Annotated in this window: 25 protein-coding genes; 6 read left to right on the forward strand and 19 right to left on the reverse strand. The window is 52.4% G+C overall.

Translation table 11 applies throughout. The features are described from left to right. Positions 1-237 precede the first annotated feature (237 nt). Complete coding sequence (ftsH, locus tag EL216_RS03160) at positions 238-2,262, reverse strand: ATP-dependent zinc metalloprotease FtsH (RefSeq protein WP_085390525.1); 2,025 nt, start codon at positions 2,260-2,262, stop codon at positions 238-240. Positions 2,263-2,325: 63 nt separating this feature from the next. Then, complete coding sequence (locus EL216_RS03165) at positions 2,326-2,946, reverse strand: RlmE family RNA methyltransferase (protein ID WP_085390424.1); 621 nt, start codon at positions 2,944-2,946, stop codon at positions 2,326-2,328. Between the two features lie 160 nt (positions 2,947-3,106). Between EL216_RS03165 and yhbY the strand changes: the two genes are divergently transcribed. Next, entirely contained in the window at positions 3,107-3,388 is a 282-nt protein-coding gene (gene yhbY / locus EL216_RS03170; protein ID WP_085390523.1) for a ribosome assembly RNA-binding protein YhbY, read from the forward strand. A 217-nt stretch (positions 3,389-3,605) separates the two neighbouring features. On the opposite strand, the gene EL216_RS03175 is transcribed toward yhbY, so the two are convergent. From EL216_RS03175 to EL216_RS03220, 10 genes are all read right to left on the reverse strand, one after another. Continuing rightward, entirely contained in the window at positions 3,606-4,253 is a 648-nt protein-coding gene (locus EL216_RS03175) for a deoxynucleoside kinase (protein WP_085390423.1), read from the reverse strand. A 40-nt stretch (positions 4,254-4,293) separates the two neighbouring features. Continuing rightward, positions 4,294-4,812, reverse strand: a complete 519-nt coding sequence (gene folK, locus EL216_RS03180; RefSeq protein WP_085390422.1) for a 2-amino-4-hydroxy-6-hydroxymethyldihydropteridine diphosphokinase — start codon at positions 4,810-4,812, stop codon at positions 4,294-4,296. A 12-nt stretch (positions 4,813-4,824) separates the two neighbouring features. Then, on the reverse strand, positions 4,825-5,196 hold the full coding sequence (locus EL216_RS03185) for a SirB2 family protein (RefSeq protein ID WP_085390421.1): 372 nt from the start codon (positions 5,194-5,196) through the stop codon (positions 4,825-4,827). 63 nt (positions 5,197-5,259) lie between these two features. Then, complete coding sequence (locus EL216_RS03190) at positions 5,260-5,826, reverse strand: class I SAM-dependent methyltransferase (protein ID WP_085390420.1); 567 nt, start codon at positions 5,824-5,826, stop codon at positions 5,260-5,262. Between the two features lie 98 nt (positions 5,827-5,924). Next, entirely contained in the window at positions 5,925-6,209 is a 285-nt protein-coding gene (gene hfq / locus EL216_RS03195; RefSeq protein ID WP_085390419.1) for an RNA chaperone Hfq, read from the reverse strand. Positions 6,210-6,472: 263 nt separating this feature from the next. Continuing rightward, a complete protein-coding gene (dut, locus tag EL216_RS03200; RefSeq protein ID WP_085390418.1) occupies positions 6,473-6,925 on the reverse strand; it encodes a dUTP diphosphatase in 453 nt (150 codons plus the stop codon). 86 nt (positions 6,926-7,011) lie between these two features. Beyond that, on the reverse strand, positions 7,012-8,211 hold the full coding sequence (locus EL216_RS03205; protein ID WP_085390417.1) for a molybdopterin molybdotransferase MoeA: 1,200 nt from the start codon (positions 8,209-8,211) through the stop codon (positions 7,012-7,014). Continuing rightward, entirely contained in the window at positions 8,205-8,789 is a 585-nt protein-coding gene (mobA, locus tag EL216_RS03210; protein WP_085390416.1) for a molybdenum cofactor guanylyltransferase MobA, read from the reverse strand. The genes EL216_RS03205 and mobA overlap by 7 nt, the downstream gene beginning before the upstream one ends. Next, complete coding sequence (locus EL216_RS03215) at positions 8,786-9,253, reverse strand: molybdenum cofactor biosynthesis protein MoaE (RefSeq protein ID WP_085390415.1); 468 nt, start codon at positions 9,251-9,253, stop codon at positions 8,786-8,788. The genes mobA and EL216_RS03215 overlap by 4 nt, the downstream gene beginning before the upstream one ends. A 3-nt stretch (positions 9,254-9,256) precedes the next feature. Beyond that, complete coding sequence (locus EL216_RS03220; protein ID WP_085390414.1) at positions 9,257-9,505, reverse strand: MoaD/ThiS family protein; 249 nt, start codon at positions 9,503-9,505, stop codon at positions 9,257-9,259. A 170-nt stretch (positions 9,506-9,675) separates the two neighbouring features. Between EL216_RS03220 and EL216_RS03225 the strand changes: the two genes are divergently transcribed. Together EL216_RS03225 and EL216_RS03230 are read left to right on the forward strand one after the other, a co-directional pair. Next, on the forward strand, positions 9,676-11,571 hold the full coding sequence (locus EL216_RS03225) for a type IV pili methyl-accepting chemotaxis transducer N-terminal domain-containing protein (protein WP_085390413.1): 1,896 nt from the start codon (positions 9,676-9,678) through the stop codon (positions 11,569-11,571). Beyond that, a complete protein-coding gene (locus tag EL216_RS03230; RefSeq protein ID WP_085390412.1) occupies positions 11,568-12,221 on the forward strand; it encodes a response regulator in 654 nt (217 codons plus the stop codon). Before EL216_RS03225 ends, EL216_RS03230 begins: the two co-directional genes overlap by 4 nt. Before the next feature lie 98 nt (positions 12,222-12,319). Here EL216_RS03230 and EL216_RS03235 read toward each other — a convergent pair whose 3' ends face one another. The 5 genes from EL216_RS03235 to pip form a co-directional block, all read right to left on the reverse strand. Further along, positions 12,320-12,979 (reverse strand): ABC transporter ATP-binding protein, encoded by a 660-nt coding sequence (locus EL216_RS03235; protein ID WP_085390411.1) that lies wholly within the window; start codon positions 12,977-12,979, stop codon positions 12,320-12,322. Continuing rightward, positions 12,979-13,653 carry a molybdate ABC transporter permease subunit gene (gene modB / locus EL216_RS03240; RefSeq protein ID WP_085390410.1) on the reverse strand — a complete coding sequence of 225 codons (675 nt, stop codon included), beginning with the start codon at positions 13,651-13,653 and terminating at the stop codon, positions 12,979-12,981. Before modB ends, EL216_RS03235 begins: the two co-directional genes overlap by 1 nt. A 103-nt stretch (positions 13,654-13,756) precedes the next feature. After that, positions 13,757-14,521, reverse strand: coding sequence for a molybdate ABC transporter substrate-binding protein (gene modA / locus EL216_RS03245; protein ID WP_085390409.1), 765 nt, complete (start codon positions 14,519-14,521; stop codon positions 13,757-13,759). A 143-nt stretch (positions 14,522-14,664) separates the two neighbouring features. Beyond that, the gene (gene aroD, locus EL216_RS03250; protein WP_085390408.1) at positions 14,665-15,423 is read right to left on the reverse strand and encodes a type I 3-dehydroquinate dehydratase; all 759 of its coding nucleotides are present in this window, start codon (positions 15,421-15,423) and stop codon (positions 14,665-14,667) included. Positions 15,424-15,524: 101 nt separating this feature from the next. After that, a complete protein-coding gene (gene pip, locus EL216_RS03255) occupies positions 15,525-16,460 on the reverse strand; it encodes a prolyl aminopeptidase (protein WP_085390407.1) in 936 nt (311 codons plus the stop codon). Positions 16,461-16,615: 155 nt separating this feature from the next. Between pip and mfd the strand changes: the two genes are divergently transcribed. Then, complete coding sequence (gene mfd / locus EL216_RS03260) at positions 16,616-20,101, forward strand: transcription-repair coupling factor (protein WP_085390406.1); 3,486 nt, start codon at positions 16,616-16,618, stop codon at positions 20,099-20,101. Between the two features lie 260 nt (positions 20,102-20,361). Here mfd and EL216_RS03265 read toward each other — a convergent pair whose 3' ends face one another. Both EL216_RS03265 and EL216_RS03270 read right to left on the reverse strand, forming a co-directional pair. After that, positions 20,362-20,784: an META domain-containing protein gene (locus EL216_RS03265; RefSeq protein ID WP_085390405.1), complete on the reverse strand. Its 423-nt coding sequence runs from the start codon at positions 20,782-20,784 to the stop codon at positions 20,362-20,364. A gap of 150 nt (positions 20,785-20,934) precedes the next feature. Beyond that, positions 20,935-22,971, reverse strand: a complete 2,037-nt coding sequence (locus tag EL216_RS03270) for a M28 family peptidase (RefSeq protein WP_085390404.1) — start codon at positions 22,969-22,971, stop codon at positions 20,935-20,937. 345 nt (positions 22,972-23,316) lie between these two features. On the opposite strand from EL216_RS03270, the gene EL216_RS03275 reads away from it, so the two are divergent. Together EL216_RS03275 and EL216_RS03280 are read left to right on the forward strand one after the other, a co-directional pair. Beyond that, on the forward strand, positions 23,317-24,630 hold the full coding sequence (locus EL216_RS03275) for a sulfate adenylyltransferase subunit 1 (RefSeq protein ID WP_085390403.1): 1,314 nt from the start codon (positions 23,317-23,319) through the stop codon (positions 24,628-24,630). A 198-nt stretch (positions 24,631-24,828) separates the two neighbouring features. After that, on the forward strand, positions 24,829-25,809 hold the full coding sequence (locus EL216_RS03280; RefSeq protein WP_085390402.1) for a DnaJ C-terminal domain-containing protein: 981 nt from the start codon (positions 24,829-24,831) through the stop codon (positions 25,807-25,809). The last annotated feature ends 3 nt before the right edge of the window (positions 25,810-25,812 follow it).

Genomic DNA, 25,812 nt, shown 5'->3' on the forward strand with positions numbered 1-25,812 from the left:
AAATGCTCGCCACTCACTTACCTTCATATGATGCACTATCCGTACCGAAAAACTGTATTTATAACGGAACCCTTATAACCGGAAACAATGGCTCACAGACAATACAAACAAATCCCGAACCGATTCCATTACCATTGTTATAAAAATTGCAAAGCTGGAGCTTTTAAATAAAGTCTTACGCTATGGAAAACGGCAACCGGTTAAAACCGGTTGCCGTTTTTCTATCTATTCAAACCATCAAACTTTATCATTTGTATTGCTGCGTGTTTCTTCAGCAGCAATGGTTTGAGCATCATTCCGTTTATCTTCAACAACATTGTCAGAAGTAGAGACTTCGAGATTCTCAGTAGTTTCAGAATTTGCATGATCAATTCCCAAAACTTCTTCCTTCCGAACAGGAACCACTTCTTCGTCCTTACGGATATTGTAGCTGTAATCTTTAGGCGGGCTGGGTTGCTTGCCTTCCATGATTTCCAACACCTGATCACGGTCGATGGTTTCCCATTCCATCAGAGCTTTACACATGGTTTCCATCTTGTCGCGATTTTCATCCAAGATTTTATATGCCACTGCATATTGCTCATCCAGAATACGGCGCACTTCGGCATCTACTTCCTGCTGGGTTTTTTCGGAAATGTGTTGCGAACGGGTAATCGAACGACCTAAGAATACTTCGCCTTCATTCTCCGCATACACCATTGCACCCATTTTATCGCTCATACCAAAACGCGTTACCATTTCACGGGCAATCTGTGTTGCGCGTTCAAAGTCATTGGAAGCACCGGTAGAAATACGGCCGACAAAGAGGTCTTCGGCAATACGACCGCCGTACAAAATCGAAATCTGGCTCAACATTTGGTCTTTATACATGCTGAGACGATCGCGCTCAGGCAATTGCCAAGTTAATCCTAGCGCACGTCCGCGCGGCATGATGGTTACTTTATGTACGGGATCGGTAAAGTCCAAACTTTCAGCCACAATAGCATGGCCTGCTTCATGATAGGCTGTCGCACGTTTTTCATCCTCGTGCATCACCATAGAGCGGCGTTCCGGACCCATGTAGATTTTGTCTTTAGCATCTTCAAAATCGCTTTGATCCACTTTAACCTTATTGCGACGGCCTGCAAACAAAGCGGCTTCGTTTACCAAGTTCGCCAAATCGGCACCGGAAAAGCCCGGCGTACCGCGTGCCAAAGAAACCAAATCTACCGATTCATCTAATGGCACTTTTTTCGCATGCACTTTCAAAATTTGTTCGCGACCGCGGATATCGGGCAAAGGCACCACTACTTGGCGGTCGAAACGTCCGGGACGTTGCAATGCCGGATCAAGTACATCAGGACGGTTGGTAGCAGCAATAACAATCACGGTTTGATTGCTTTCAAAACCATCCATTTCAACCAGCAATTGGTTCAAGGTTTGCTCGCGTTCGTCGTTACCGCCGCCCAAACCTGCTCCACGCTGTCGGCCTACGGCATCAATTTCATCAATAAAGATGATGCAAGGTGCATTTTTCTTAGCCTGTTCAAACATATCGCGCACGCGGCTGGCACCAACACCGACAAACATTTCTACGAAGTCGGAACCTGAAATGCTGAAAAACGGTACTTGAGCTTCACCCGCAATGGCTTTGGCCAGCAAGGTTTTACCGGTACCGGGGCTGCCCGCCAGCAGAATACCGCGCGGAACACGTCCACCCAGGCTTTGATAACGGTTGGGTGCTCTAAGGTAATCGACGATTTCCTGAACTTCTTCTTTGGCTTCGTCACAACCGGCAACATCTGCAAAGGTTACCTTATTGGTGTCTTTATCCAACAGTTTGGCGCGGCTTTTGCCGAATGAAAAAGCGCCCCCCTTACCGCCGCCGCCCGCTTGCATGCGCATGAAATAGAACCACGCACCAATCAACAACATTACCGGCAGCAAGCTGAAAAACAGACTGGTCAACATGCTAGGCTTTTCTTCCGGCGTTACTTTAACGCGTACTTTTTTCTCCAGAAGCGTTTGCACGAGCTTGTCGTCTAACGGAGCGTTGGTAAAAAACTGGCTCTTATCGGCACGTTCGCCTTTAATCAGATAGCCGCTCACAACCGAGCCTTCAATATTAACGCTGGCAATTTCGCCTTTGTTCACTTGCTCAATAAATTGTGAATATTCAATCTGCTGCTTACTTTCTTGTTTGTCGCTGATGGCATTGAATGCGGCCATCAGGCAAACACCCAATATCAGCCAAACCAAAAGATTTTTGAAAATATTCCCCACTGAAACAGGCTCCATATAAGGGTCAAAATGAAAAACGAATTGTAAATCAGGCCACCCGCATTGTCAGCGTTTATTTTTTCCTAATAAATAAATCTCACTGGAGCGATTGCGTGAAGCTTCCGGTTTACGGGTTTGCACGGCAGAAAATGCTTCCCGCATAGCAACCATGTATTCCTGATAGCCTGCGCCCTGAAATACTTTAACCAGAAAATTACCGCCTTTTTTCAAATGGTTAACGGCAAAATCCAAAGCCAGCTCACTTAAATAAAAACTGCGTGCCTGATCCGTCACGGCGTTGCCCGACATATTGGGTGCCATGTCGCAAATTACAAGATCCAACGGGCGGTTTTTGAGTAATGATTCAAATTCGGCCAGCACACAGTCTTCGCGAAAGTCGCCCTGAATAAACGACACGCCTTCTATATCATCCATCGGCAGAATATCCAAGGCAAAAACCTGACCCGATTTCCCAACCAGCTTGGCAGCCACTTGCGACCAACTACCCGGTGCGCTTCCCAGATCGGCCAATACCGTTCCGGGTTTTATCAACTTGTCCTTTTCGTTGATTTCCAAAAGTTTGTAAGCGGCCCTTGCACGATAACCGTCTTTTTGCGCCATGTGAACATAGTGGTCATTCACATGTTCGTTCAGCCAAGCCTTAGAAGATTTGGAGCGGACAGACATAAATTTTCCGAAAAAATAAAAAAATATATTGTACGTTATCATCGACAGAATTTGAAATCGACACCCCGTTTCAGACGGCCTATCCGTTCTATATTTTCCCTGAAAGTCGGCGGTTCGCGTACAATACGTGTTTATTTATTCTTTCACCGAAACAGTAAAAATGACTGAAGAACTCAACACTAAAGAAATCTTGGAGCTTAAAGCACGCGCCCATCATTTAAACCCGGTGGTTATGATCGGCCAACACGGTTTAACCGAATCGGTCATCAAAGAAACCGATGCCGCCTTAACCGCCCACGAATTGATCAAAGTGCGTGTAGCAGGCGATGATCGTGCCGAACGTATTGCCATTTGCGGGGCATTGTGCGAAGCGGTAGATGCACAGCTGGTACAACATATCGGCAAATTATTGGTTTTGTGGCGCAAGAATATCGACTCTTGATTCACTCTATCCAACAAATAGCCAATAGGCCGTCTGAAACTTAATAGGCATAACAATTAAGTTTTCAGACGGCCTTTCCGCATGGTCTAAGTGAGCTTTAGTGCTTATGTATTTCATCGTAACCGCAAAACCCGACAATTCTTAAAATATTGGCAATCCCATCTGATGGTCAGGTTTCAATACTATAAATTATTCGGTTTATCAGCTATCCGGTGCCCTACCCTTCACTTAAATTCAGATAGTGGCGGCTGCCCTGCATATTGCTCATTGCCCGCAGCAGCATTTCAAAATGGTCGTCATTATTGATGAAATCCATTTCATCGGCATTGGCAATCAGCAGCGGTGAATTTTGGTACAGATGGAAGAAACGGCGGTACTCGTCTTGGATTTGGCCCAAATAACCCGCAGGAAACAGATTCAACATGCCGTCGTGGCGTTTTTGCAAGCGTTTTTGTGCACTCTCATCGGAAGTTTGCAGATAAATCACCAAATCGGGCACGGGATACTCCGGCATGATTTTGCGTTTCATTTGCCAAAACAATGTTTGTTCGTTGCCCTGATCGCTGCCTTTCAATACAACCGGTACAAAAATCTGGTCTTTTTCAAGCAGGAAATCGGCGATGATACGCTCGTTTTTTTCTTCTTCAGTATTAATCATCTCCACTGCTTCGGCACGGCGCATCAGAAAATACAATTCGGTTGCTAAACCGTGGTGGGCGGCATTCAGGTAAAACTGCTCCAGAAAAGGGTTACGTTCCGGGCTTTCCGTCAGATGCAGAGCATCGAAGTATTGCGCCAAACGACGGCTAAGTTCGGATTTGCCGCTGCCGATTGAACCTTCTACAACAATATAACGATAATTCATTTAGTGAGTTTTCCTGTTTTAAATGCTTGCAGATGTATTTTCAGACGGCCTTTTGTGTCTGATCGTTTTTCAAAATACGTATGTCGGCACTACCTGTTCTTACGGCCAATTCTTTTGCCGTACCGTAGTTGCCGATAACATAGTCGGGAGAAATTTCAGCCAGCGGACACATAACAAACCCGCGCTCATGCGCACGCGGATGCGGGAGGGTTAAATGCGGATCTTCGCTAAATTCACCATTGTAATCAATAATATCCAAATCAAGCGTACGGGGAGCGTTACGAAAACTGCGTTTACGCCCGAATGCCTGTTCGATGCCGTTTAACACCGCCAATAAATCTTTACCGCTCAAAGTTGTCGCCACTATACAGACTGCATTTACAAAATCGGGCTGGTCGGCATAGCCTATTGGGGCGGTTATGTAAAGTGAAGAGGCTTGTTGCAGTTCAATCTGATCGTGTGCGGCAATCGCTTTCAAGGCCGCTTCCACTTGCCCTGCGGGGTTTTGCAAGTTGCTGCCCAAAGCGATAACGGCTGTTTTTAAGGTATGCGTCGGCATTTTCAGACGGCCTTAGAAAGGTTTGTAATGGGCAAGATAGATTATGGATACGATGCACGCCATGGATAAAACGTAACCAAAATTGGCTTTAGGCGTGCGCGGCCGGGCTTTTACCGTCATCATGCCCAAACCGATGTAAGCCAATAAAATTAAAATTTTCACTCCCAGCCAATCGGCATTGCCAAACGGAGTAAAGTGGGTGATCTTCATCAGCCACAAACCGGTAAACAGCAATAAAGTGTCATTGAAATGCGGAATGATTTTCAACAATTTGGGCAGAGGGTTTTCAGGTTTGGCACAACGCATCCAAAAACGCAGGTTGAATAGCAGGATGGTGATGGCTACAAAAGTGATGTGGCTGTGTTTGACGATCAGATATTGCATGGTGAGCGGTTTCTTTATAGTTAACAATATGGTTTGATACCGCGTATTTTACCCGAACCTTGATTATTCACACAGCTTTTCCACAGCCAAAAGATAAGGCGGTCGGTTGCGGCGGTTAACAAAGCCGTATTTCAACGCGGCAAACCGGTGTTGCAGCAATTCCGCCGCCCAATGTTCTATCGCGTCTGCTTCGTGCCGCCCTTCTTCATGTCCGGGATAAAGTACGGCCAACAGCAAACCGCCGTTTTGCAATAAATCCAGCGCAGCCTGAAGCGCACGGATGCTGGTATCGGTTTGTGTGGTACAATTTTTATCACTGTTCGGCAGCCATCCGAAATTGAATACGGCGGCGGATAATGGCCCGCACACATAATCTACAAGCGTTTCGTGCCCGCTTAATACGAGATTTACCCGCTCACGCACCCCCGCCTCTTTCAGACGGCTTGCCGTGGCATCCAAGGCTTGCTGCTGCACGTCAAACGCCCATACCTTCCCTTCTTTGCCGACACACTGTGCCAATAAAAGCGTGTCGTGCCCATTGCCTGCCGTACCGTCGAGTACGGTATCTCCATCACGGATTTTCCCGCGGAGCAGATAATGGGTAAAAGGGAGGATGTTTTTCAACAGCATGGGGAAATCACAAACCGAAAAAGCCGGAGCTTTTATTTGAGCCGGCACGATAAAAAATACCTTACCAAAACATGGTAAGGTATCTTAAATTCTACCGTTTATTCGGCAGGTTGTGTGGTTTCCACCTGCATGGGTGCCGCGGCTGCGGGCTGTTTGTTTTCATGTTGCAGGCTTACGGCGCGGGCCGGAACAATGGTCGAAATGGCGTGTTTGTAAACCATTTGTGTAACCGATGTGTTGCGCAACAACACAACATATTGATCGAATGATTCAACTTGCCCCTGTAATTTAATGCCGTTTACAAGATAGATAGAAACAGGCACATGCTCTTTACGCAAGGCGTTCAAAAAAGGATCTTGTAACATTTGTCCTTTAGCTGTCATTGTTTTTTAACTCCGTTATTATGGTTTTAGAATATTTCGGTAGAAATAGGTGCCGATTGTAGCCCCGAATGGATATTTTTACCAAATATTTTTCAGTAATAATATGCAAACTTTCCAACATTAATCCGAAAGCAACTGTTAACTAAGATAGTTGCGTCTCTTCAAAAGTTCGCACAAATTGCAACCTTTACTCAAACATTGCTTTTGTAATAACTCTTAAATCAATAATCAATGAGTTGTTTTTTCAAAAGTGCCCGACATTGTTAGGACTTGCCCGTGCTGCCGAAACCGCCTTCGCCGCGCTCGCTGACATCGAATTCTTCAACGATTTTAAATGCCGCCTGCATTACCGGCACGATAACCATTTGGGCTATGCGCTCCATCGGTTCGATGGTAAACGCTTCTTTTCCGCGGTTCCATAGCGACACTTTCAATTCGCCTTGATAGTCCGAATCAATCAACCCGACCAGATTTCCGAGCACGATGCCGTGTTTGTGCCCCAACCCCGAGCGCGGCAGCAGTACGGCCGCATAGGCGGGGTTGGCCAAATGGATGGCGATTCCGGTAGGTGCCAGAAAGGTATCGCCCGGCTTGAGGGTAACGGCGGAATCAATACAGGCACGCAAATCCAACCCTGCGGAACCCGGCGTTGCATAGGCGGGCAACATGTCTGCCATTTTGGGGTTTAAGATTTTCAGTTCGACTTCGGTTTGCATAATGTTTCCGTGGTTGGTTTTCTAACCCGTGCATTATACACAAAGGCCGTCTGAAAAACCTTTTCAGACGGCCTCCATACTCTTTGCTAGCCGGGCAGCAGATACAGCGTAACCGTATCGCCTTCCCGCACCACCGTACCGGCGGGCACTTCACACAAAGCATCGGCTACGGCACATGTGCTGAGCATAGCCGACCCTTGGTTCGGCAGCAGTTTGGCAATGGTTTCGCCTTTTTCGTTGATCTCTGTGGCAACACGCAAAAATTCGCGGCGTTTGATGGCTTTACGGGTATCAAATGCGGCTTTGGCAGTTACTTTCGGCAAACTTAAATTGCGGTGTTTTTTACCCATTAAAGAATTCAACACCGGCAACAACAGCATATGGGCGGTTACAAAAGCGGCCACGGGATTGCCCGGCAGAACGAACACTTTTGCCGGCCCGATATACCCCCATGCAAACGGTTTGCCGGGCTTGATGGCCAACGTATGGGTGGTGAGCGAACCGATGTTCTCAATCGCTTGCTTCAAATAATCGGCTTCTCCCACCGAAGCACCGCCGCTGGTTACGATAACGTCGAATTTTTTGGCGGCGTAGCTCAAGGCCGTTTCGGTGCGGGCCAAATCATCGGGCAGAATACCGCCGTCCATCACTTGTGCACCGCGGGTTTGCAGCCATGCAATCAGTTGGTAGCGGTTGGCATCGTAGATTTTTCCTTCGGCCAAAGGTATACCCGGTTCGGTGATTTCGTTGCCGCTGGAAAATACGATTACTTTCAGTTTTTCAAACACAGGCACACGCTCATAACCTTGCGATGCCGCCAAACCGAGCGCGGCGGCATTGAGTTTGCTGCCTTTTTCGAGCAATTCCTGCCCTACTTCGATTTCTTCGGCTTTTAAGCGCATATGCTGGCCGGGTTCGATATCGGCGCTAACATGCAAGGCTTCGCCGTCGGTTTCGGTTTGCTCCTGCGGCACGACGGCGGTGGTATTTTCGGGCAGCGGCGCGCCAGTGAAAATGCGGACGGCTTCTCCCACCTGCAACGGTGCGGCAGCTATCTCGCCCGCTTGGATGCGGCTGACGACGGTAAAGTTTTTCAGACGGCCTTCCGGATCACAAACGGCATAGCCGTCCATCGCGCTGTTATCAAACATCGGGCTGGGATATTTGGCCGGCAGTGATGCCGCCAATATGCGGTTGGCCGCCTCCGCCAGTGTTAAGTTGACGCAGCCGAGCGTGCATGGATGGGTGTCAAGCAACCGGCGGCGGGCAATCTCGAAATCTAACATGGCGTGTTCTCCATATCTTGCGGGGAGTTGTAATTAACGAATTCGGCTTCGGAGGCAAACGGCACCGGACGGGCACGCTGCTGCTGCAACCAGCCGCGCAGGGTACGCATGCCGGTGTAGAGATAGGCTACCGTGCTCTGCAAAAGCTGCGGGCGGATAAACATGATGCTGTAATGCGGCTGCGCGCCGGTTTGGGCGTAAAACGCGCTGGCCACCGGCGATTTGCGGGCGGCGTTTAAAAAGGTTTCCACCAGATTGTGAGGCAGGTTCAAGCTGTCGCACGGCACGATCAGCAGCCAATCGGTTTTGGCCAGTTGGATATCGTTGGCGGCCGTACACAACGCGGCCAGCGGCCCCAAACCCTGCCATTGGCGGGCATCGGGAAAAACATGCGTGCTGCGCTTGGCATACTCTTCCAGATTACGGTTGGCACTGATGGCGATGTGGCTAACTTGCGGGCCGATACGGTCGATTACATGGTCGATGAAGGCTTTGTTTTTCCACATTACCATGCCTTTATCCTGCCCGCCCATGCGGTTGCCTTCTCCGCCCGCCATAATGAGTACGCCTACGTTCATCGGCGCTCCTCCCATTGCAAGGCGGCGACCCGATCGCTTTGTTTGGCTTCCACCCATCTTTCGAGGCCGTCTGAAAAGATTTCTTTCTTCCAAAACGGCGCTTCGGTTTTGAGATAGTCCATCATAAACTCGGCGGCGGCGAAGGCTGCTTTGCGGTGCTCGGAAGCAACCAGCACCAGCACGATTTGTTCGTCCGCCGCCAATGTGCCTACGCGGTGGATAATCGTGCAGGCGGTCAGCGGCCAACGTTGCGAGGCCGTCTGAACGATACGGGCGATTTCGTTTTCGGTTACTTCGGGATAATGTTCGAGGAAGAGACTAGCAAGCGGCATGTCGGTATCGCGGTCGCGCACCAGCCCGACAAATCCCGTTACCGCGCCGATATTGCCGCCTTGTTGCAGCAATGCCCGGTATTCGTTTTGCAGATTGAAATCGGCGGTTTGAATGCGGATTACCGGCTGCATGGTTCAGCCCCCCGTTACAGGCGGCAACAGGCCGACTTCGGCTCCGTCGGGAATTTCATCATCCCAGCCGCTGATTTTTTTATCAATCACCAAGCGGAAAATTTTGTCCTGCGCCAACGCGTTTTCCCATTCGCTGCCGCGTGCCTGCAAACAAGCCAGCAGTGTGCGGCCTGTGCCTCCCTGCCAGTCGATTTGCTCCCGAGTTGTGTTCAGATGCTGCTTCAACACACCGAAATATAAGATAGTAATCATATCGGTTCAGGCCGTCTGAAAAACGGTTTCTCTAAATTTGAATGAATAGTGGCAGAATTTTACCCCAAAACCCAGCACCGTTCGGCGAATCCCTCCTCAGCCTTTAGGAGGATTGTATATAACCCTATAAAATGATACTTTAGTAGTAGTTCCAATGATTTATCTTACAAATGAAAATGTTACCTGCGCCGTCCGACGGCCTCAGCCTTTCCGCCCGATTGAAACTGCTAACCTGCGTTTGGGTGGGAGCGGCTTTATTTTCGATTGCCTTCACTTTGGTATTGTCTTGGCGGCTAGAAGGCGCGGGAGCAGCCATTAACGATGCCGGCAGCCTGCGGATGCGCACTTACCGGCTGGCCTATATGCTCACCCAGCATGCCGCGCCGCAAAATATCCAAGAGCAAATCCAATCGTTCGAACATACGCTTAACACCATCCGCAAAGGTGATCCCGCCCGCCCGCTGTTTCTGCCCGACGAACCCGAAATCCATTCGCACATGCAGGCCATGCAACACGACTGGCAAAACAGCATCAAACCCCGCCTACAGCGCAGCGAAGCCCCCACCGCCGCCGAACTGACTCAATTCGTCAACATTATCAACAATTTCGTGCGCTCCGTTGAAACCGTCAACACCCGCAACACCGAGCTTTTACGCCTGTTTCAGACGGCCTTGATGATTTTGGTTATCGTTGGTTCTTCCGTCATGGTTGTGCTGCTTTATTTATGGGTGATCCGCCCCATCGACATTTTACGCGAGGGCGTGCAGGCGATACGGCGCGGCGAATTCGGCACACAGGTCGAAACCGGCAAAGTGAGCGAATTCGCCCAGCTCGGCAACGGCTTCAACCTGATGAGCACCCATTTGCAAACGCTCTATACCGATCTTGAAGGCCAAGTTGCCCTGCAAACCGAAAATCTGGCCCGTAAAAACCGCGAATTGGAAACACTTTACCAAACCACCCGCGATTTACACCAAAGCCACACCCCTTCCCGCGCCGCCGAAAAATTTCTTGCCCGCATCTTGCCCGAAGTGTCCGCACAAGCCGGCAGCGTGCGGCTGATCGACTTCGACCGCAAACGCATGGACTTGGCCGCCAGTATCGGCCTGCCGGATAAACTGCAAACCGCCGAGCAATGCGAACGTCTCGAAGAATGCCTGTGCGGGGCGGCAGCCAGCGAAGCCAATGAAAAGCCGGTATATTTTTTCGACACCCATCCGTCGAAATCGCCGCCTACCTTATGTGAAAACGCCGGTTTCAGCGATGTGGCCGTATTCCCCGTTTATTATAAAGAACAAGAACTCGGCATCTTCACACTCTATTTTTCAGACGGCCATTCCCTCGCTCCTTCCGACACCGAATTTTTACAAGCCCTGTGCGGCCAACTCGGCGTATCCATTGCCAACAGCCGCTTGGCGCAGGAAAGCCGCCAGCTTGCCGTATTGCAGGAACGCAACCTGATGGCGCAAGGCCTGCACGACAGCATCGCCCAAACCCTCACTTTCCTCAACCTTCAAGTACAGATGCTGGAAAGCGCACTGGCGGCCGACGAGCACGAACAAATCGAAGAAAATATGCGCTTTATCAAAGACGGCGTACAGGAATGTTACGATGATGTACGCGAACTGTTACTCAACTTCCGTACCAAAATCACCAAAAAAGAATTCAACGATGCCGTAAGCACATTGGTAAAACGTTTTGAACAACAAACCCAGATTCCCGTTGAAATCCACTGGAGCGGAGAAGGCCTGCCCCTGAGCAACGACGAACAACTGCAAATGATTTTCATCTTGCAGGAAAGCCTCTCCAACATCCGCAAACACGCCCAAGCCAAGCATGTCAAACTGGAGATTACCAACGAACAAGACTTCACCATGAGTATTTGCGATAACGGCACCGGGTTCGACACAAACCGCCTGAAAAACCTTTCCGGCGAACATGTCGGCTTGGGCATCATGCACGAACGCGCCCGTCGCATACAAGCCGCGCTCGATATTCAATCGCAACCCGAACAAGGCACCTGCATTACACTAACACTGCCACAAAACAAGAGAACAGCCACATGACCATCAAAATCATACTTATCGACGACCATACCTTGTTCCGCAGCGGTATCAAAGCCCTGTTATCGCGCCAAGAAGATTTGGAAGTAATCGGCGAAGCGGCCGACGGCTTATCCGGTGTCAAGCTGGTCGAACAGCTCAACCCCGACATCGTATTGCTCGATCTCGACATGCCTGTGATGAACGGCCGCGAAGCCCTCGCCCAAATCCTCAGCACCCGCCCCGAGCAAACCGTGGTAATGCTTACCGTTTCCGAAGACAGCGACGATTTAACCGAGTGCATGCGCATCGGTGCGCGCGGCTTTCTGCTGAAAAACATCAACGCCGATTTTCTGCTCGACAGCATCCGCAAAGCGGTTGACGGCGACAATGTTTTTTCCCCCGAAATGACCGCCCGCTTGGTGCAATCGTTGATTTCTCCCTCTGTGTCGCCGAAAAACAACGAACTGGCCAGCCTTACCCCGCGCGAACTGGAAATTCTCGGCTATCTTGCCGCCGGCCACAGCAACAAAGTGATTGCCCGGCGTTTGGATTTGGCCGAATCCACCATCAAAGTGCATGTTCAGAACATCTTGCGAAAACTGGAGCTGTCCAGCCGCGTACAGGCCGCCGTGTATGCCGTGCAACACAAAGTGCCGCAGCCCGAAAATTAAACGGGCATGCAAAGGCCGTCTGAAAACATCTGTTCAGACGGCCCTTTACCAACCCATGCCCATCGAAACCTTTTGCAAACGCCGTCGACTAAACGGGCTTATGCCGGCTCTTTTACCACCCGCCCGTTGTCCATACGCCAGATTTCATCCGCCAGCACTTCGGCATCGGCACAGTCATGGGTAATCAAAATCATCGGCACGCCGCTTTGCGCCTGCAATTGCAGCAGTTCCCTACGGGTATGGCGGCGCAGGTCGGCATCCAGCGCGGAAAACGGCTCGTCCAGCAACAGCAGTTCGGGCTGCACAATCAAAGCGCGCGCCAGCGCGGTACGCTGCTTCTGGCCGCCTGAAATCTGATGCGGATAATGCCCCGCCACATGGGAAAGCCGCAACAAATCAAGCCAATACCGCACTTTTTCAGACGGCCTGCCTTTAGGGTTCAACAACCCCTGCCGCAAGCCGAAACCGATGTTCTGCGCCACGGTTAAATGCGGAAACAGCGCGTAATCCTGAAACATCAGCCCTACACCGCGCTTTTGTGCGGGAATATCGGTGCGGGATTTGCTGTCGAACCATGTTCGGCTGCCGATGCGGATATGGCCGCCATCCGGCTGCAACAGCCCCGATACAAGCTGCAAAGTCAGGCTTTTTCCCGAACCGGAAGCCCCCACCAAAGCCAATTTTTGCACGTCGGATCGAATGCACACCTCCAAATCGAACGACGGCAGCCGCTTGCGGATTTCAATATCAAACAGCATCAGTCTCTCCCGTCTCTCGCCCGCACCAAACGGCCGGCTGCCAGCAAAATCACCACGCACACCGCCGAAATCAGCAGCACCAGCCGGTTGGCCAGCACATCGTCGCCCGCCTGCACCGCTTCGTAAACGGCAATCGACAAAGTCTGCGTCTGCCCCGGAATGCTGCCGGCAATCATCAACGTCGCGCCGAATTCGCCCAAAGCGCGGGCAAACGCCAACAACACGCCAGCCAGAATGCCGCGCCAAGCCAACGGCAGACTCACGCGGAAAAACACCGCCCACTTGCCCAGCCCCAGCACCCGCGCAGCCTGTTCGAGTTGGGGGTTTACGGCTTCAAACGCCGCCCTCGCCGGTTTGAACACCAGCGGAAACGTAACCACCGTTGCGGCAATCACCGCGCCCTGCCATGTGAAAATCAGATTGATGCCGAACGTATCTTTCAGCCAGCCGCCCAATGCGCTGTTGCGCCCGAGCAGCACCAGCAGATAATAGCCGAGCACGGTCGGCGGCATTACCATCGGCAGCGTCAGCACGGTATCGAGCACGTTGCGGCCGACAAAACGCCGACGCGCCAACACGAACCCGGTTGCCGTGCCGAGGATGATATTCAGCAAGGTCGCCAGCCCCGCTACTTTCAAAGAAAGCAGCAGCGTAACGGTAACGGCTTCTGCCATTATGGAAAATCCTTTTAATCACATAACGAGGCCGTCTGAAACATTTCCGCCTGTCAAGCTGCGGGCTGGTTTTCAGACGGCCTCCAACCAAGCCTAAAACGGCTTAGGGCTTTTTAAACCCGTATTTGTTCAACACGGCCTGTCCTTTGGGCGACAGTACAAACGCCGCGAAACGTTCGGCTTCTTTCCGTACCGCCGTTTGTTTGGCGACAGCAATAGGGTAAGAAACCGGTTTTTCGGTCGGCACGGTTTTCAATACTTTTACTTTATCTTTCATCAACGCGGCATCGGTGTTGTACACAAAGCCCGCGTCCACTTCGCCGCGCGCCACGTAATCGAGCGATTGGCGCACATGCTGGGTGTTGATGATTTTCGGTTGCAGCGCATTCCAGATGCCCGCTTTTTCCAGCGCGGCTTTGGCATAACGGCCCACCGGCACGCTAGCGGGATTGCTGACGGCAATGCGGTCGAACTGCCCGCTTTCCAAATCGCCCAGTGTGTTCACTTTCAGTTTGCTGTCTTTCGGCGCGGCAATCACCAAAGAATTAAGGGCGAAATTGCGGCGGGTTTTGGTATCGATCACATTCTGAGCCTGCGCCTTATCCATGGTTTCCTGATCGGCAAACGCCAGCACGTCCACCGGCGCGCCTTGCAGCACTTGCTGAAGCAATGTGCCGGAACCGGCGGTGTTCAGCTTGATTTTGTCTTGCGGATACTGTTTTTCGTATTGGGCGGCGATGTCTTTAAACGCATTGCTCAGGCTGGCGGCGGCAGACACGGTAATGTCGGCGGCAAGCGCATTCGATGCGGACGCAGCCATCAAAACGGCGGCCAGAGCGGCTTTTAAAGCGGTTTGATACGGTTTCATCCTCTCTCCTCTTGCAATCGGAATAACAATGTTTTTAACATTGAAGCAAAATGCCCAACACTGCACTTTATAACTACTACCGAATAACTAGAAGAGGCCGTCTGAACTTTTTCAGACGGCCCGAATGCTTGCTAAACACCCGCTTACTTCCCGGCCAACACATTCAAAATAAAGCGCAAATCGTTCACGCCGATCTGCCCGGGCGCGGAAGCGGTTCCCGCCGAGCCGAAAGTCATGGCCGAGCCGAAGGTTTCGCCCGCCAAGCGGCTCACCACGCCCAGTCTGCCCATCGCCATCGTTACCAGCGGCTGCCGCGCATATCGGTTGAACATGGTTTGCGTGGCATCGAGCAGTACCAGCACGTCGGCCGCGGATTGCGGCATCACGGCGATTTTGCAGATGTCCGCGTCCCAATCCTGCATGGTTTTCAGACGGCCTACTATCTCTTCTTTCGGCGGCGTTTTGTCGAAATCGTGATTGCACAGCAAGGCCGCCACGCCGTTGGCTTTGGCCAGCGCAACGGTTTCTTTCACTTTGCCTTCGCCTGCAAACAGTTCGATATCGATGATGTCGGTCAGGCCGGAGCGTATGGCCGCTTGAACCAGCGAAAAATAAACCTCCGGCGGCACGGGGCACTCGCCGCCTTCTTCGGCGCGGCGGAAGGTAAACAGCAGCGGCGTATCCGGCAGGGCGGCGCGCACTTCGCGCAGGCGTTCCATGACATAGCTGCTGTCGGCCGCGCGTTCGAGAAAGTCCGCACGAAATTCCACCACATCAAAAGCCAAGCCCTGCAAGCCTGCCAAGGCGGTTTGCAGGCCGTCTGAATCTTTGGCTACCAACGGCACGCAGATTTTCGGGCTGCCTGCGCCCAGCACGGTGTTTTTGATTTTTACGGTATTCATCGGGGCGGATTCCTTTAAAAAACGGTCGGCGTATTGTACGGGATTTCAGACGGCCTGAAAGCCTGCGGTTTGAGGCCGTCTGAAAACACGGGCCGCTCTTTTCAGACGGCCAACTTGTCTGCAAATTCGTCTGCCGCCTGCACCAAGCCTTTGGCCACTTCGCCCTCAAACGCCGCATGTCCGCCCTGTACAATCCGCAAATCGGCTTCGGGGAACGCCTGCTTCAATTCCCACGCGCTCTGCATCGGTGTGCAGATATCGTAACGCCCCTGCACGATCACGGTGGGGATATGGCGGATTTTGTCTATATTCGCCAGCAACGCTTTTTCGTTTTCCAGCCAGCAGCCGTTGACGAAATAATGGTTTTCGATGCGTGAAATCGCCAACGCCTGTTCCGCATCTTCTTCCACCGGTTGCGGGTCGAACTGCACCAGCCAGCTTTCCCATTCCGCCCATGCTTTCGCCGCCCGCAGAGCCTGTTCGCGGTCTTGCCCGAACAGCATTTCATGATACGCCTGTACGATTGCACCGCGCTTTGCTTCGGGCACGGGGGCGAGATAATGCTGCCACTGTTCGGGGTAGATGTGTTCCGCACCGCCTTGCTCGTTGAGCCAGCGGATTTCACTCTGCCGCCCCAAGAAGATGCCGCGCAAAATCAAGCCGCGCACACGTTCCGGATGGGTTTGCGCGTAAGCCAGAGAAAGCGTACTGCCCCATGAGCCGCCGAATACCAGCCAACTGTGTATGCCGAGCATTTCGCGCACTTTTTCGATGTCGGCTACCAAATCCCAAGTGGTGTTTTCGCGCGTTTCGGCATAGGGCAGCGAACGCCCGCAACCGCGCTGGTCGATAATCAACACGCGGTATTTGCGGGGGTTGAAAAAGCCGCGTGCTTTCGGCGATGCCCCCGCTCCCGGCCCGCCGTGCAGAAAAATTACCGGAATACCGTGCGGGTTGCCGGATTCTTCCCAATAAATCTGATGGATGTCGGATACTTTTAACAAGCCGCTGTTGTAAGGCTCTTGAATCGGATACATTTGATTGGCTCCTGAATAACAAACAATGCTTCCATGCTAAACCTTTTTCAGACGGCCTGTAAATGGAGCACGGGGATACATGATAAAATAAGCGCATCTTCAACACAGGCCGTCTGAAAATGTTTCAGACGGCCTAAACTGCTACCCGTATCCATATGAATTATCCCATCCCCGCCCCCGCCCAAAAATCCCGCTGGCTCGGCCTTTCGCGCGGCAGCCTGCCTTTGATGCTTACCGAATGCCTGCCTGAACAACCTGTAAAAATCATTCTCACGCAAGACGTGGAGCAGGCTTTGCGGCTGCAAACCGCGTGGCAGTTTTTCCGCCCGCAGGATAAGGCGGTGTTTCTGCCCGATTGGGAAACGCTGCCCTACGAACGTTTTTCGCCGCATCAGGATTTAGTTTCGGAGCGGCTTTCTGCTTTGTGGCAGCTGAAAAACGGGCAGGCCGACGTGTTGGTGGTGCCGGTGGCCACCGCCATGCAGAAGCTCGCACCGGTGTCGTTTCTGCTCGGGCGCACGTTTTGGCTGAAAACGGGTCAAACGCTCGATATCGACGCGTTGCGCGAAAACTTGATTGAAGCGGGTTACAGCCATGTTTCCAACGTGATTGCCGCCGGCGAATTTGCCGTGCGCGGCGGTATTTTGGATATTTTTCCGATGGGGGCGGAGTTGCCCTACCGCCTCGATATGTTCGGCGATGAAATCGACAGCATCAAAACTTTCGACCCCGACACCCAGCGCACGCTTGCTCCGGTAAGCGAAATCCGCCTGCTGCCCGCGCACGAGTTCCCCACCGATGACGACGCGCAAAAAATCTTCCGCAGCCGTTTCCGCGAAGAAATCGAGGGCGACTACAACGCCGCCGCCGTGTACAAAGCCGTGAGCAACGGCCATTTCGGTGCGGGCGTGGAATATTATCTGCCGCTGTTTTTTGAAAACGAATGCGCCACATTGTTCGACTATATCGGCGAAGAAGCCGTTGTCGTGTGCCTCGGCGACGTGCACGCCGAAGCTGCGCGCTTTTGGGCGGACGTGAAAACCCGTTATGCGATGGCGCAGGGCGATGATGCTTACCCGCCTTTGCATCCACAGCATTTGTATCTCAGTGAAGACCAGTTTGCAGGCCGTCTGAAACCTTATCCGCAAATCCTGCTCGACTTTCACGGCAAGCAGCACCAATTGCCCGATGTGGCCGTGAACCGCCAATCCGAAACCCCGCTCGCCGCCCTGCACGGTTTTCAGACGGCCTTTGAAGGCAGGATTCTGTTGTGTGCCGAAAGCGCAGGCCGCCGCGAAACCATGCTCGGCTTTTTTGCCCAGCACGGTCTGAAACCGAAAAGCGTGGACGGCTGGCAGGCGTTTTTAAACAGCGATGCGCCGCTGTGTATTGCCGTCACGCAGTTGGCGTACGGGTTTCAGCTGCCGTCTGAAAACGCAGGCGGTGTTTCCGAATCGGCCGAACCCGTAGGTCGGATTCCCGAATCCGACAAAATACAATCGGCGCAAATGTCGCGGCCTACAACCGGCCTCGCCGTCATCACCGAATCCGATCTCTACCAATACGTCGCCCGCAGCCGCACCGCGCGCCGCAAGAAACACGCCCAAGTTTCAGACGGCCTTTTGCGCGATTTGGCCGAAATCAACATCGGCGACCCCGTGGTACACGAAGAGCACGGCATCGGCCGCTATATGGGCTTGGTCAGCATGGATTTGGGCGAAGGCAGCACCGAAATGATGCTGCTCGAATACGCCAACGAAGCCCAGCTATATGTGCCGGTGTCGCAGCTGCACCTGATCAGCCGCTATTCCGGCCATGCCTATGAAAACGTGCAACTGCACCGCTTGGGCACCGCCGCGTGGAGCAAAGCCAAACGCAAAGCTGCCGAAAAAGCCCGCGACACCGCCGCCGAACTGCTCAATCTTTACGCCCAACGCGCCGCACAAGAAGGCTTTAAATTCCAGTTCAACGAATTGGACTACCAAGCCTTTTCAGACGGCTTCGGCTACGAAGAAACCGAAGACCAAGCCGCCGCCATCGCCGCCGTACTCAAAGACCTCACCCAAGGCAAACCGATGGACAGGCTCGTGTGTGGCGATGTCGGCTTCGGCAAAACCGAAGTCGCCCTGCGCGCCGCCTTCGTGGCCGTGATGGGCGGCAAACAAGTGGCCGTGCTCGCGCCTACTACGCTGCTGGTGGAACAACACGCACAAAATTTCAGCGACCGCTTCGCCGATTTTCCCGTTAAAGTCGCCCAGCTTTCCCGCTTCAACAGCAGCAAAGAAACCAAAGCCACGCTCGCCGGCATGGCCGACGGCACGGTCGATATCGTTATCGGCACGCACAAACTCGTGCAAGACGATATTCAATTCAAAAACTTAGGTTTAGTTATCATCGACGAAGAACACCGCTTCGGCGTGCGCCAAAAAGAGCAGCTCAAACGCCTGCGCGCCAATGTCGATATCCTCACCCTCACCGCCACCCCCATTCCGCGCACCCTCAGCATGGCGCTCGAAGGATTGCGCGATTTCTCGCTCATCACCACCGCGCCCAGCCGCCGTTTGGCCGTTAAAACCTTCGTCAAGCCCTTCAGCGAAGCCAGCGTGCGCGAAGCCGTGCTGCGCGAACTCAAACGCGGCGGGCAAGTATTCTTTTTACACAACGAAGTCGAAACCATCGAAAACATGCGCGAACGCCTGCAAGAGTTGCTGCCCGAAGCCCGCATCGGCGTTGCCCACGGTCAATTGCGCGAGCGCGAACTCGAACAAGTGATGCGCGACTTCCTGCAACAGCGGTTCAACCTGCTGCTGTGTTCCACCATCATTGAAACCGGCATCGACATCCCCAACGCCAACACCATCATCATCAACCGCGCCGACAAATTCGGCCTTGCCCAACTGCACCAACTGCGCGGGCGCGTCGGCCGCAGCCACCACCAAGCCTACGCCTACCTGCTCACGCCCGAATACATCACCAAAGATGCCGAAAAACGCCTCGATGCCATTTCCGCCGCCGACGAACTCGGCGCAGGCTTCACGCTGGCCATGCAGGATTTGGAAATCCGCGGCGCAGGCGAAATCCTCGGAGAAGGGCAAAGCGGCGAAATGATGCAGGTCGGCTTCACTCTCTACACCGAAATGCTCAAACAAGCCGTGCGCGACCTCAAAAAAGGCCGCCAGCCCGACCTCGACGCACCGCTGGGCGTAACCACCGAAATCAAACTGCACAGCCCCGCGCTCTTGCCCGAAAGCTACTGCCCCGACATCCACGAGCGGCTAGTGCTCTATAAACGCCTCGCCACCTGCGAAACCGAGGGCCAAATCAACAGCGTGCACGAAGAACTCGTCGACCGCTTCGGCCTGCCCGAACAACCCGTCAAAACCCTAATCGAAAGCCACCGCATCCGCCTGACGGCCAAAGAAATGGGCATAGACGCAATCGATGCCACCGCCGAAGCCGTTACCCTTACCTTCGGCAAACACCACAACATCGATCCCGCGCAGATTATCCTGTTGATGCAAAGCAACAAAAACTACCGCATGGCCGGTGCGGACAAATTACGCGTAAGCGCGGTGATGGAAGATGTGGAAACACGGATTCAGACGGTGAAAGCGGTTTTGAAGAAGTTGGGGGAGAAGTAAAACAGGCTACCTGAAAAAAGGCCGTCTGAAATTCAAAATTTATATCACGATTAAACCGTAGGGCGTCCATCCCTACCCGCCGTTTGCTCGGCAGAGCAAAAAACCCAAGATGGCAAGTGGTAACAAGCTCATACAAGTGCACGACGGGCAAAAATGCCCGCCCTACCGACTTGCCTGTCTATAACACTGAGGCCGTCTGAAAATTTTTTTCAGACGGCCTCTTGCACTCGGAAACAACCATTAACCTGAATCCCAAATATTCAATCCTGAGCTACAAACTCTGCGGTTTCGCCTTGCTCGTTTTCCAAAATCAGGCGGTGGCCTTCTATCCGATAGCGGGTAAAGCTGCCGATACGGTTGCCGAAGTCTTGCTCCAAAGCCATTCCGTCGGCACAGAGCTTCCGGGTGGAGGCAATTACGCCGATTGTCAACCTTCCCTCTGTCGGAGAAGAGTCTGCTATATCGGCTTCAAACATCATGCGGTTACAGCCCATGTAGGCGGATACATTCGGTAAGCCGGTGAAATTCATTTCGGCTTTGGCCTGATGGAGTTGTTCGCGGCTAAAGCCGGGCCATTCGTCGAGCATCCATACTCTTTTCAGATCGGGAGCCGGTTCGGAAGAAGCGGCGCAACCGCCAAGCACGGTCAGGCAGGCGGCGGCAAACAGGGTTTTCCAATTCATAATTTTTCCTTTGTTTTTTGAAATTTGCGGGTTGTGAAGTTTAAACCTGCTGTTTTGAAATTTAAAGTGTTGCCGGAAGGCGTAATCAAAAACCGGCAGACGAAACAGCCGTCTGCCGGTGAGAATATGACCGGTATTTATTGCTTTCGATCAGAATTTATATTGCACGCCCACTTGTACGGAACGGTCGTTGTCTTTCTTGGCAAACGTGGTATCCGCGTGCAGATAGGCATGCAGTTTTTCGGTTAGGGCACTGTTCACGCCGATGCGGAATTTACCGTAGTCTTTGTCGTTATCGGCTTTATAGCGGCCTTCTCTTACTTTGCCGTCGGCAAACGATTTGGCGGTAACGCTTTCGATGCCTTTGTTATTGAATTCGTGCACATAAGCCAAGCGCGATTTCAATTCGACGGGTCTGTTGGCAAGGGTAAATTGGTGCTTGATTTGATAGCCAAGTTCCGAATCCAGTTGGTCGTCTTTGGTTTTATCAATGTGAAGAGCCGTTCTCGAAGTGTTTTTGCCGCTGTCGTAAGCGTTGACCACCGCGCGGTTGTAGTTCAGGCCGAGATAAGCGCCGTGCTTGGTTTTGGGCTGATGGATAAAGTTGTAGCCCAATTCGTTGCTCAGGCTGAACACGGTGGCATCGGTTTTGCCTGCTTCTTTATTGTGAACGATGATGGGGGTATTGCCTCCGCCCACTTTTACTTCACGCTCCAAATCTAATTTGTGTTTGTGCAAACCGATAACGGATACGTTCCATAACGGGGAATCGGAGCCGCCGTAGATCGAATATGCGTTCACGCCGTAGGCGTTGTCTTTATCGATGAAGTCGTTATTGCGGCTTTGCTTCAGGCTCACCCCTGCGCCTACCGCCCATTTGGGTTGTACGGCAAATTCTCCGTAAAGGCCGAGCTGCACGTTGTTGTTTCCTTCGTTGTCGTGCGTATCGTTATAGCGATAATTGCCGTCTACCCAGAAATTCGCGCCGCGCTCGGCCGCTGTGGGGCTGAGGGCAAGGTTGTCCGCATGGTATTTGACGGCATCGGTATCTTGGTTGATCGATCCTTTCAAATAACTGCTGATTCTGTTCTGATCGGCAGCCGCTGTTTTCATTGATTGGATAACATCGGCATTGGTTTGTTCGACAATCAAACGGGAAATGATTTTGGAAAAATCACGCATACGTTGGTCGATTCTCTCTTTGCCGAAAGCCTTGGTAAGGTATTCGTAGCTGTCTTTTTTCTGGTCGTGCCACGTTTTACCGCCTTCTATTTTCGGGTTATTGGTTTGGGTATAGCCGTCGAAATCGCCGATATCCCAGTTGGTCGCTTCAAAGCCCAAAACGGGAATATCTGCTTTATCGAAAGATTCTTGGTCGCTGCAGCAGCCTACGCCGAAGGGCTTATAGGGTTCTTTGGTGCCGGGGAAGTTTTTATCGCCTTTGTTAATCTGCAAGTCTATGCCCATTTCTTTTGCGATGCGCAAAGCATGCTCCCTCAGCTCGGAATATTTTTTAACCGGCATTTTTTTGGCTTTGTCATAGGCTCTGTCGCCTGAGTTGGCATACATCTTATCGCCGGTGATCAAACTGTCGAGGTTAATCATACCGATAGCGTTTTTCTTTTCTTGATCGGTCATTTGGCTGACGAAATGTTTTGAGCCGATCAGCCCGTATTCTTCCGCGCCGAAACCGATAAAGGTCAGGTTATGCTCGGTTTCGACACCGCTGAGGTTTCGTGCCAGCTCGGTTAAAACGGCCGCACCGGAAGAATTATCATCCAAGCCTTGCAGTTTGGAGCGGTCGTTGCTTTTATCGGTGGCTGCGGTATCGTAATGTGCACCCACATACAGGGTTTTACCTGTGTTGCCCACACCTTGCTTGGTAACCACGATGTTGTTGCTGGTTACGTTTTGACCGGCCAACACGCCGCGGCCTGCTTTGAAAGTGAATTGCTGTTTCTGCGGCGCACCGTTATACCCGCCGAACGTCATCCGCTCTTTCATATAGTCGCCGGACTTTAATTCTTTGTCGGTTCCCGAATATCGGCCTGCATATTGGTTGATTAAAGTGGATAATGTTTCTTTACCGTAATCGCCGAATTGGTTATTGGCCAATGCTTGTTCCGCCGCCAACAACGGGAATACGCCGATTAAAGAAACGGTTAACACAGACAGTTTCGCAGCCATGACAACTTCCTTCCTTTGAAATATTAAAATTAGAATATGAAACAACCTTTTAGCAAACTCAATATCAGATATGAAACGCACAATCCGAAATCAAAATCCATCCGGTTAGCAAACGTTAAAGCCTGTTAAACGGATACTCGGCATCATACCCTGCCCGTTGCCGCCTTTACAAAAATAAATACCGTTTTTTGCTGTGAATCAAAGATAACCTTCCTTACAAAACAAATTCATATAACAAAATCATCTTAAATTAAAACCAACCATTCTTTCCTTTTTTCAGACGGCCTGTTTACAGTATCCGCCATCAACAAGCCTTCTCCGGCCGTCTGAAAAAAGGATACTCCAATGAACGCAACCACCGCCCCCCTTCTCCGTTTCATCACCGCCGGCAGCGTTGACGACGGCAAGTCCACCTTAATCGGCCGCCTGTTGTACGACAGCAAAACCCTGCTTGCCGACCAGCTTGCCAAACTCGACCATGCTGCGCAAAACGGACAAACGCCCGACTTCGCAAGCCTAACCGACGGCCTTGCCGCCGAACGCGAACAAGGAATCACCATCGACGTGGCTTACCGTTATTTCGCCACCCCAAAACGCAAATTCATCATTGCCGACACCCCGGGGCACGAGCAATACACCCGCAACATGGTAACCGGCGCGTCTACTGCCGATGCCGCGATTGTGCTGGTGGATGCCACCCGCGTCGACTTCGACGGGAGCGAACCGACACTGCTGCCGCAAACCAAACGCCACAGTGCGGTGTTGAAACTTTTGGGCACGCCGCATATTATCGTGGCGGTAAACAAGCTCGACCTGCTCGGTTTCGATGCCGCAAAATATCAGGCAATCATTAAAGCGTACCAAAAACTGGCCGCACAAATCGGCCTAACCGCACAAATCCATTTTCTCCCCATCAGCGCACTGAACGGCGACAATATCGTTACCCCCAGCGGCAACACCCCGTGGTACGACGGCCTGCCGCTGCTGCCGCTGCTCGAATCGCTGCCCGTTGTCCACAATCGCGCCGATAACTTGCCCGCCCATTTCCCCGTACAGCGGGTCGCCCGCCAAGACGGCAGCAGTAGCGACGACTTCCGCGGCTACCAAGGCCGTTTGGAAGCAGGCCGTCTGAAAACGGGCGACGAAATCAAAGTGCTGCCGGGTGGCAAAACCGCCAAAATCAACGGCATTTACCATGTGGGCGGCAAAACCGATTCCGCACGGGCGGGCGATGTGCTGACGATTACATTAGACAGCGACATCGACATTTCCCGCGGAGACAGCATTGTGGCTGCCGACAGCAGCGTTGCGCCGAGCCGCGATTTTCAGACGGCCTTATGCTGGTTCGACGAAACTCCGCTCAACCTGCGCCGCAAATACTTGTTGAAACAAGGCACACAAACCACCGCGGTAAAAGTGAGCGGCATCGCTTATGTGTGGGACGTACACACCCTCAGCCGCGTGCAGTCGGCAGACAGCCTCAACCTTAACGACATCGGCAGCGTAAGCCTGAAAACACAACAGCCGTTAAGTGTTACCACTTATGCCGAAAACCCCGCCACAGGCGCGTTCATCCTCATCGACGAAGCCACCAACCACACCGTCGCCGCCGGTATGATCCGAACCACCGGCGAACCGGGCAATATGTTTGAAATCTGATTGTTTGCCCCGAACAATGCAAAAGGCCGTCTGAAACTTTTCAGGCGGCCTTTTCTCCAACGAAAGCCTTGATTTGACTCTTGATTTATCCGTTTGTGCCATTACCTCGAAAATATCTGTATCCGCAACGGCAACCGGATATTTTCCCGTAGCGACAAACATCCAACCCACTTAACAAACCGACAACGGAAAGCAAATATGGCAACCGAAAAAACCCATTACGAGGTGCTCGGCCTCTCTAAAGATGCCAGTGCCGACGACATCAAAAAAGCCTATCGCAAACTGGTGCGGAAATACCACCCCGACGTAAGCAAAGACCCCGATGCAGACAAGAAAACCAGTGAAATCAATCTGGCCTACAACACCTTGAAAGACCCTGAAAAACGCGCCGAATACGACGAAATGCTCGCCAACCCGTTCAAACGGCAGCAGTATGACGGCGGCGCATCAGGCTTCCACGGTTTCGAAGGTTTCGATCCCGCTCAGGGCGGCTACCGCTATTACGGTTTCGACGAAAACCGTTTCGGCGACGGCCAGCCTTTCGGCAGCGGCGATTTCCGCTTCGACGACATTTTCTCTGCTTTCGGACACGCCCGACAAAGCCGCGCATCCCGCTCCGCAGGCCCGATACGCGGCGAAGACCAACACGCCGAATTGAGCATCGACATTGCCGCCGCCTATCAAGGCGGCGAACGTAGCCTCAGCCTCGACATGCCCACCCTCACCGCCGACGGCCGAATGGCTTACGAACGTAAAACCCTACACGTCAAAATCCCCAAAGGCATCGGCGAAGGTCAGCAAATCCGCCTGCGCGGGCAAGGGCTGCCCGGATTCAACGGCGGCGGCAACGGCGATTTATATTTGAAAGTGCGCTTCCGCGAATCCGACACCCTGTATGTGAAAGACTGCAAAGACGTTTACCGGCGCATCGACGTAATGCCGTGGACGGCGGCCGTCGGTGGCAAAATCGAAGCCGACACCCCCGCAGGCCGTCTGAACGTCAACATTCCCGCCAACAGCCGCACCGGTCAAAACCTGCGCCTGAAAGGTAAAGGCATTCCCGCCAAAGAAGCCGGCGACCTGTATCTGACCATCAACATCGTTCTGCCGCGTGCCGACAGCGAAGCCGACAAAGCCGCATGGCAGCAACTGGCCGAACACTACGGCGCGAAAGGATAAGCC

This window comes from Neisseria animaloris (assembly GCF_900637855.1).
Lineage (GTDB): Bacteria > Pseudomonadota > Gammaproteobacteria > Burkholderiales > Neisseriaceae > Neisseria > Neisseria animaloris.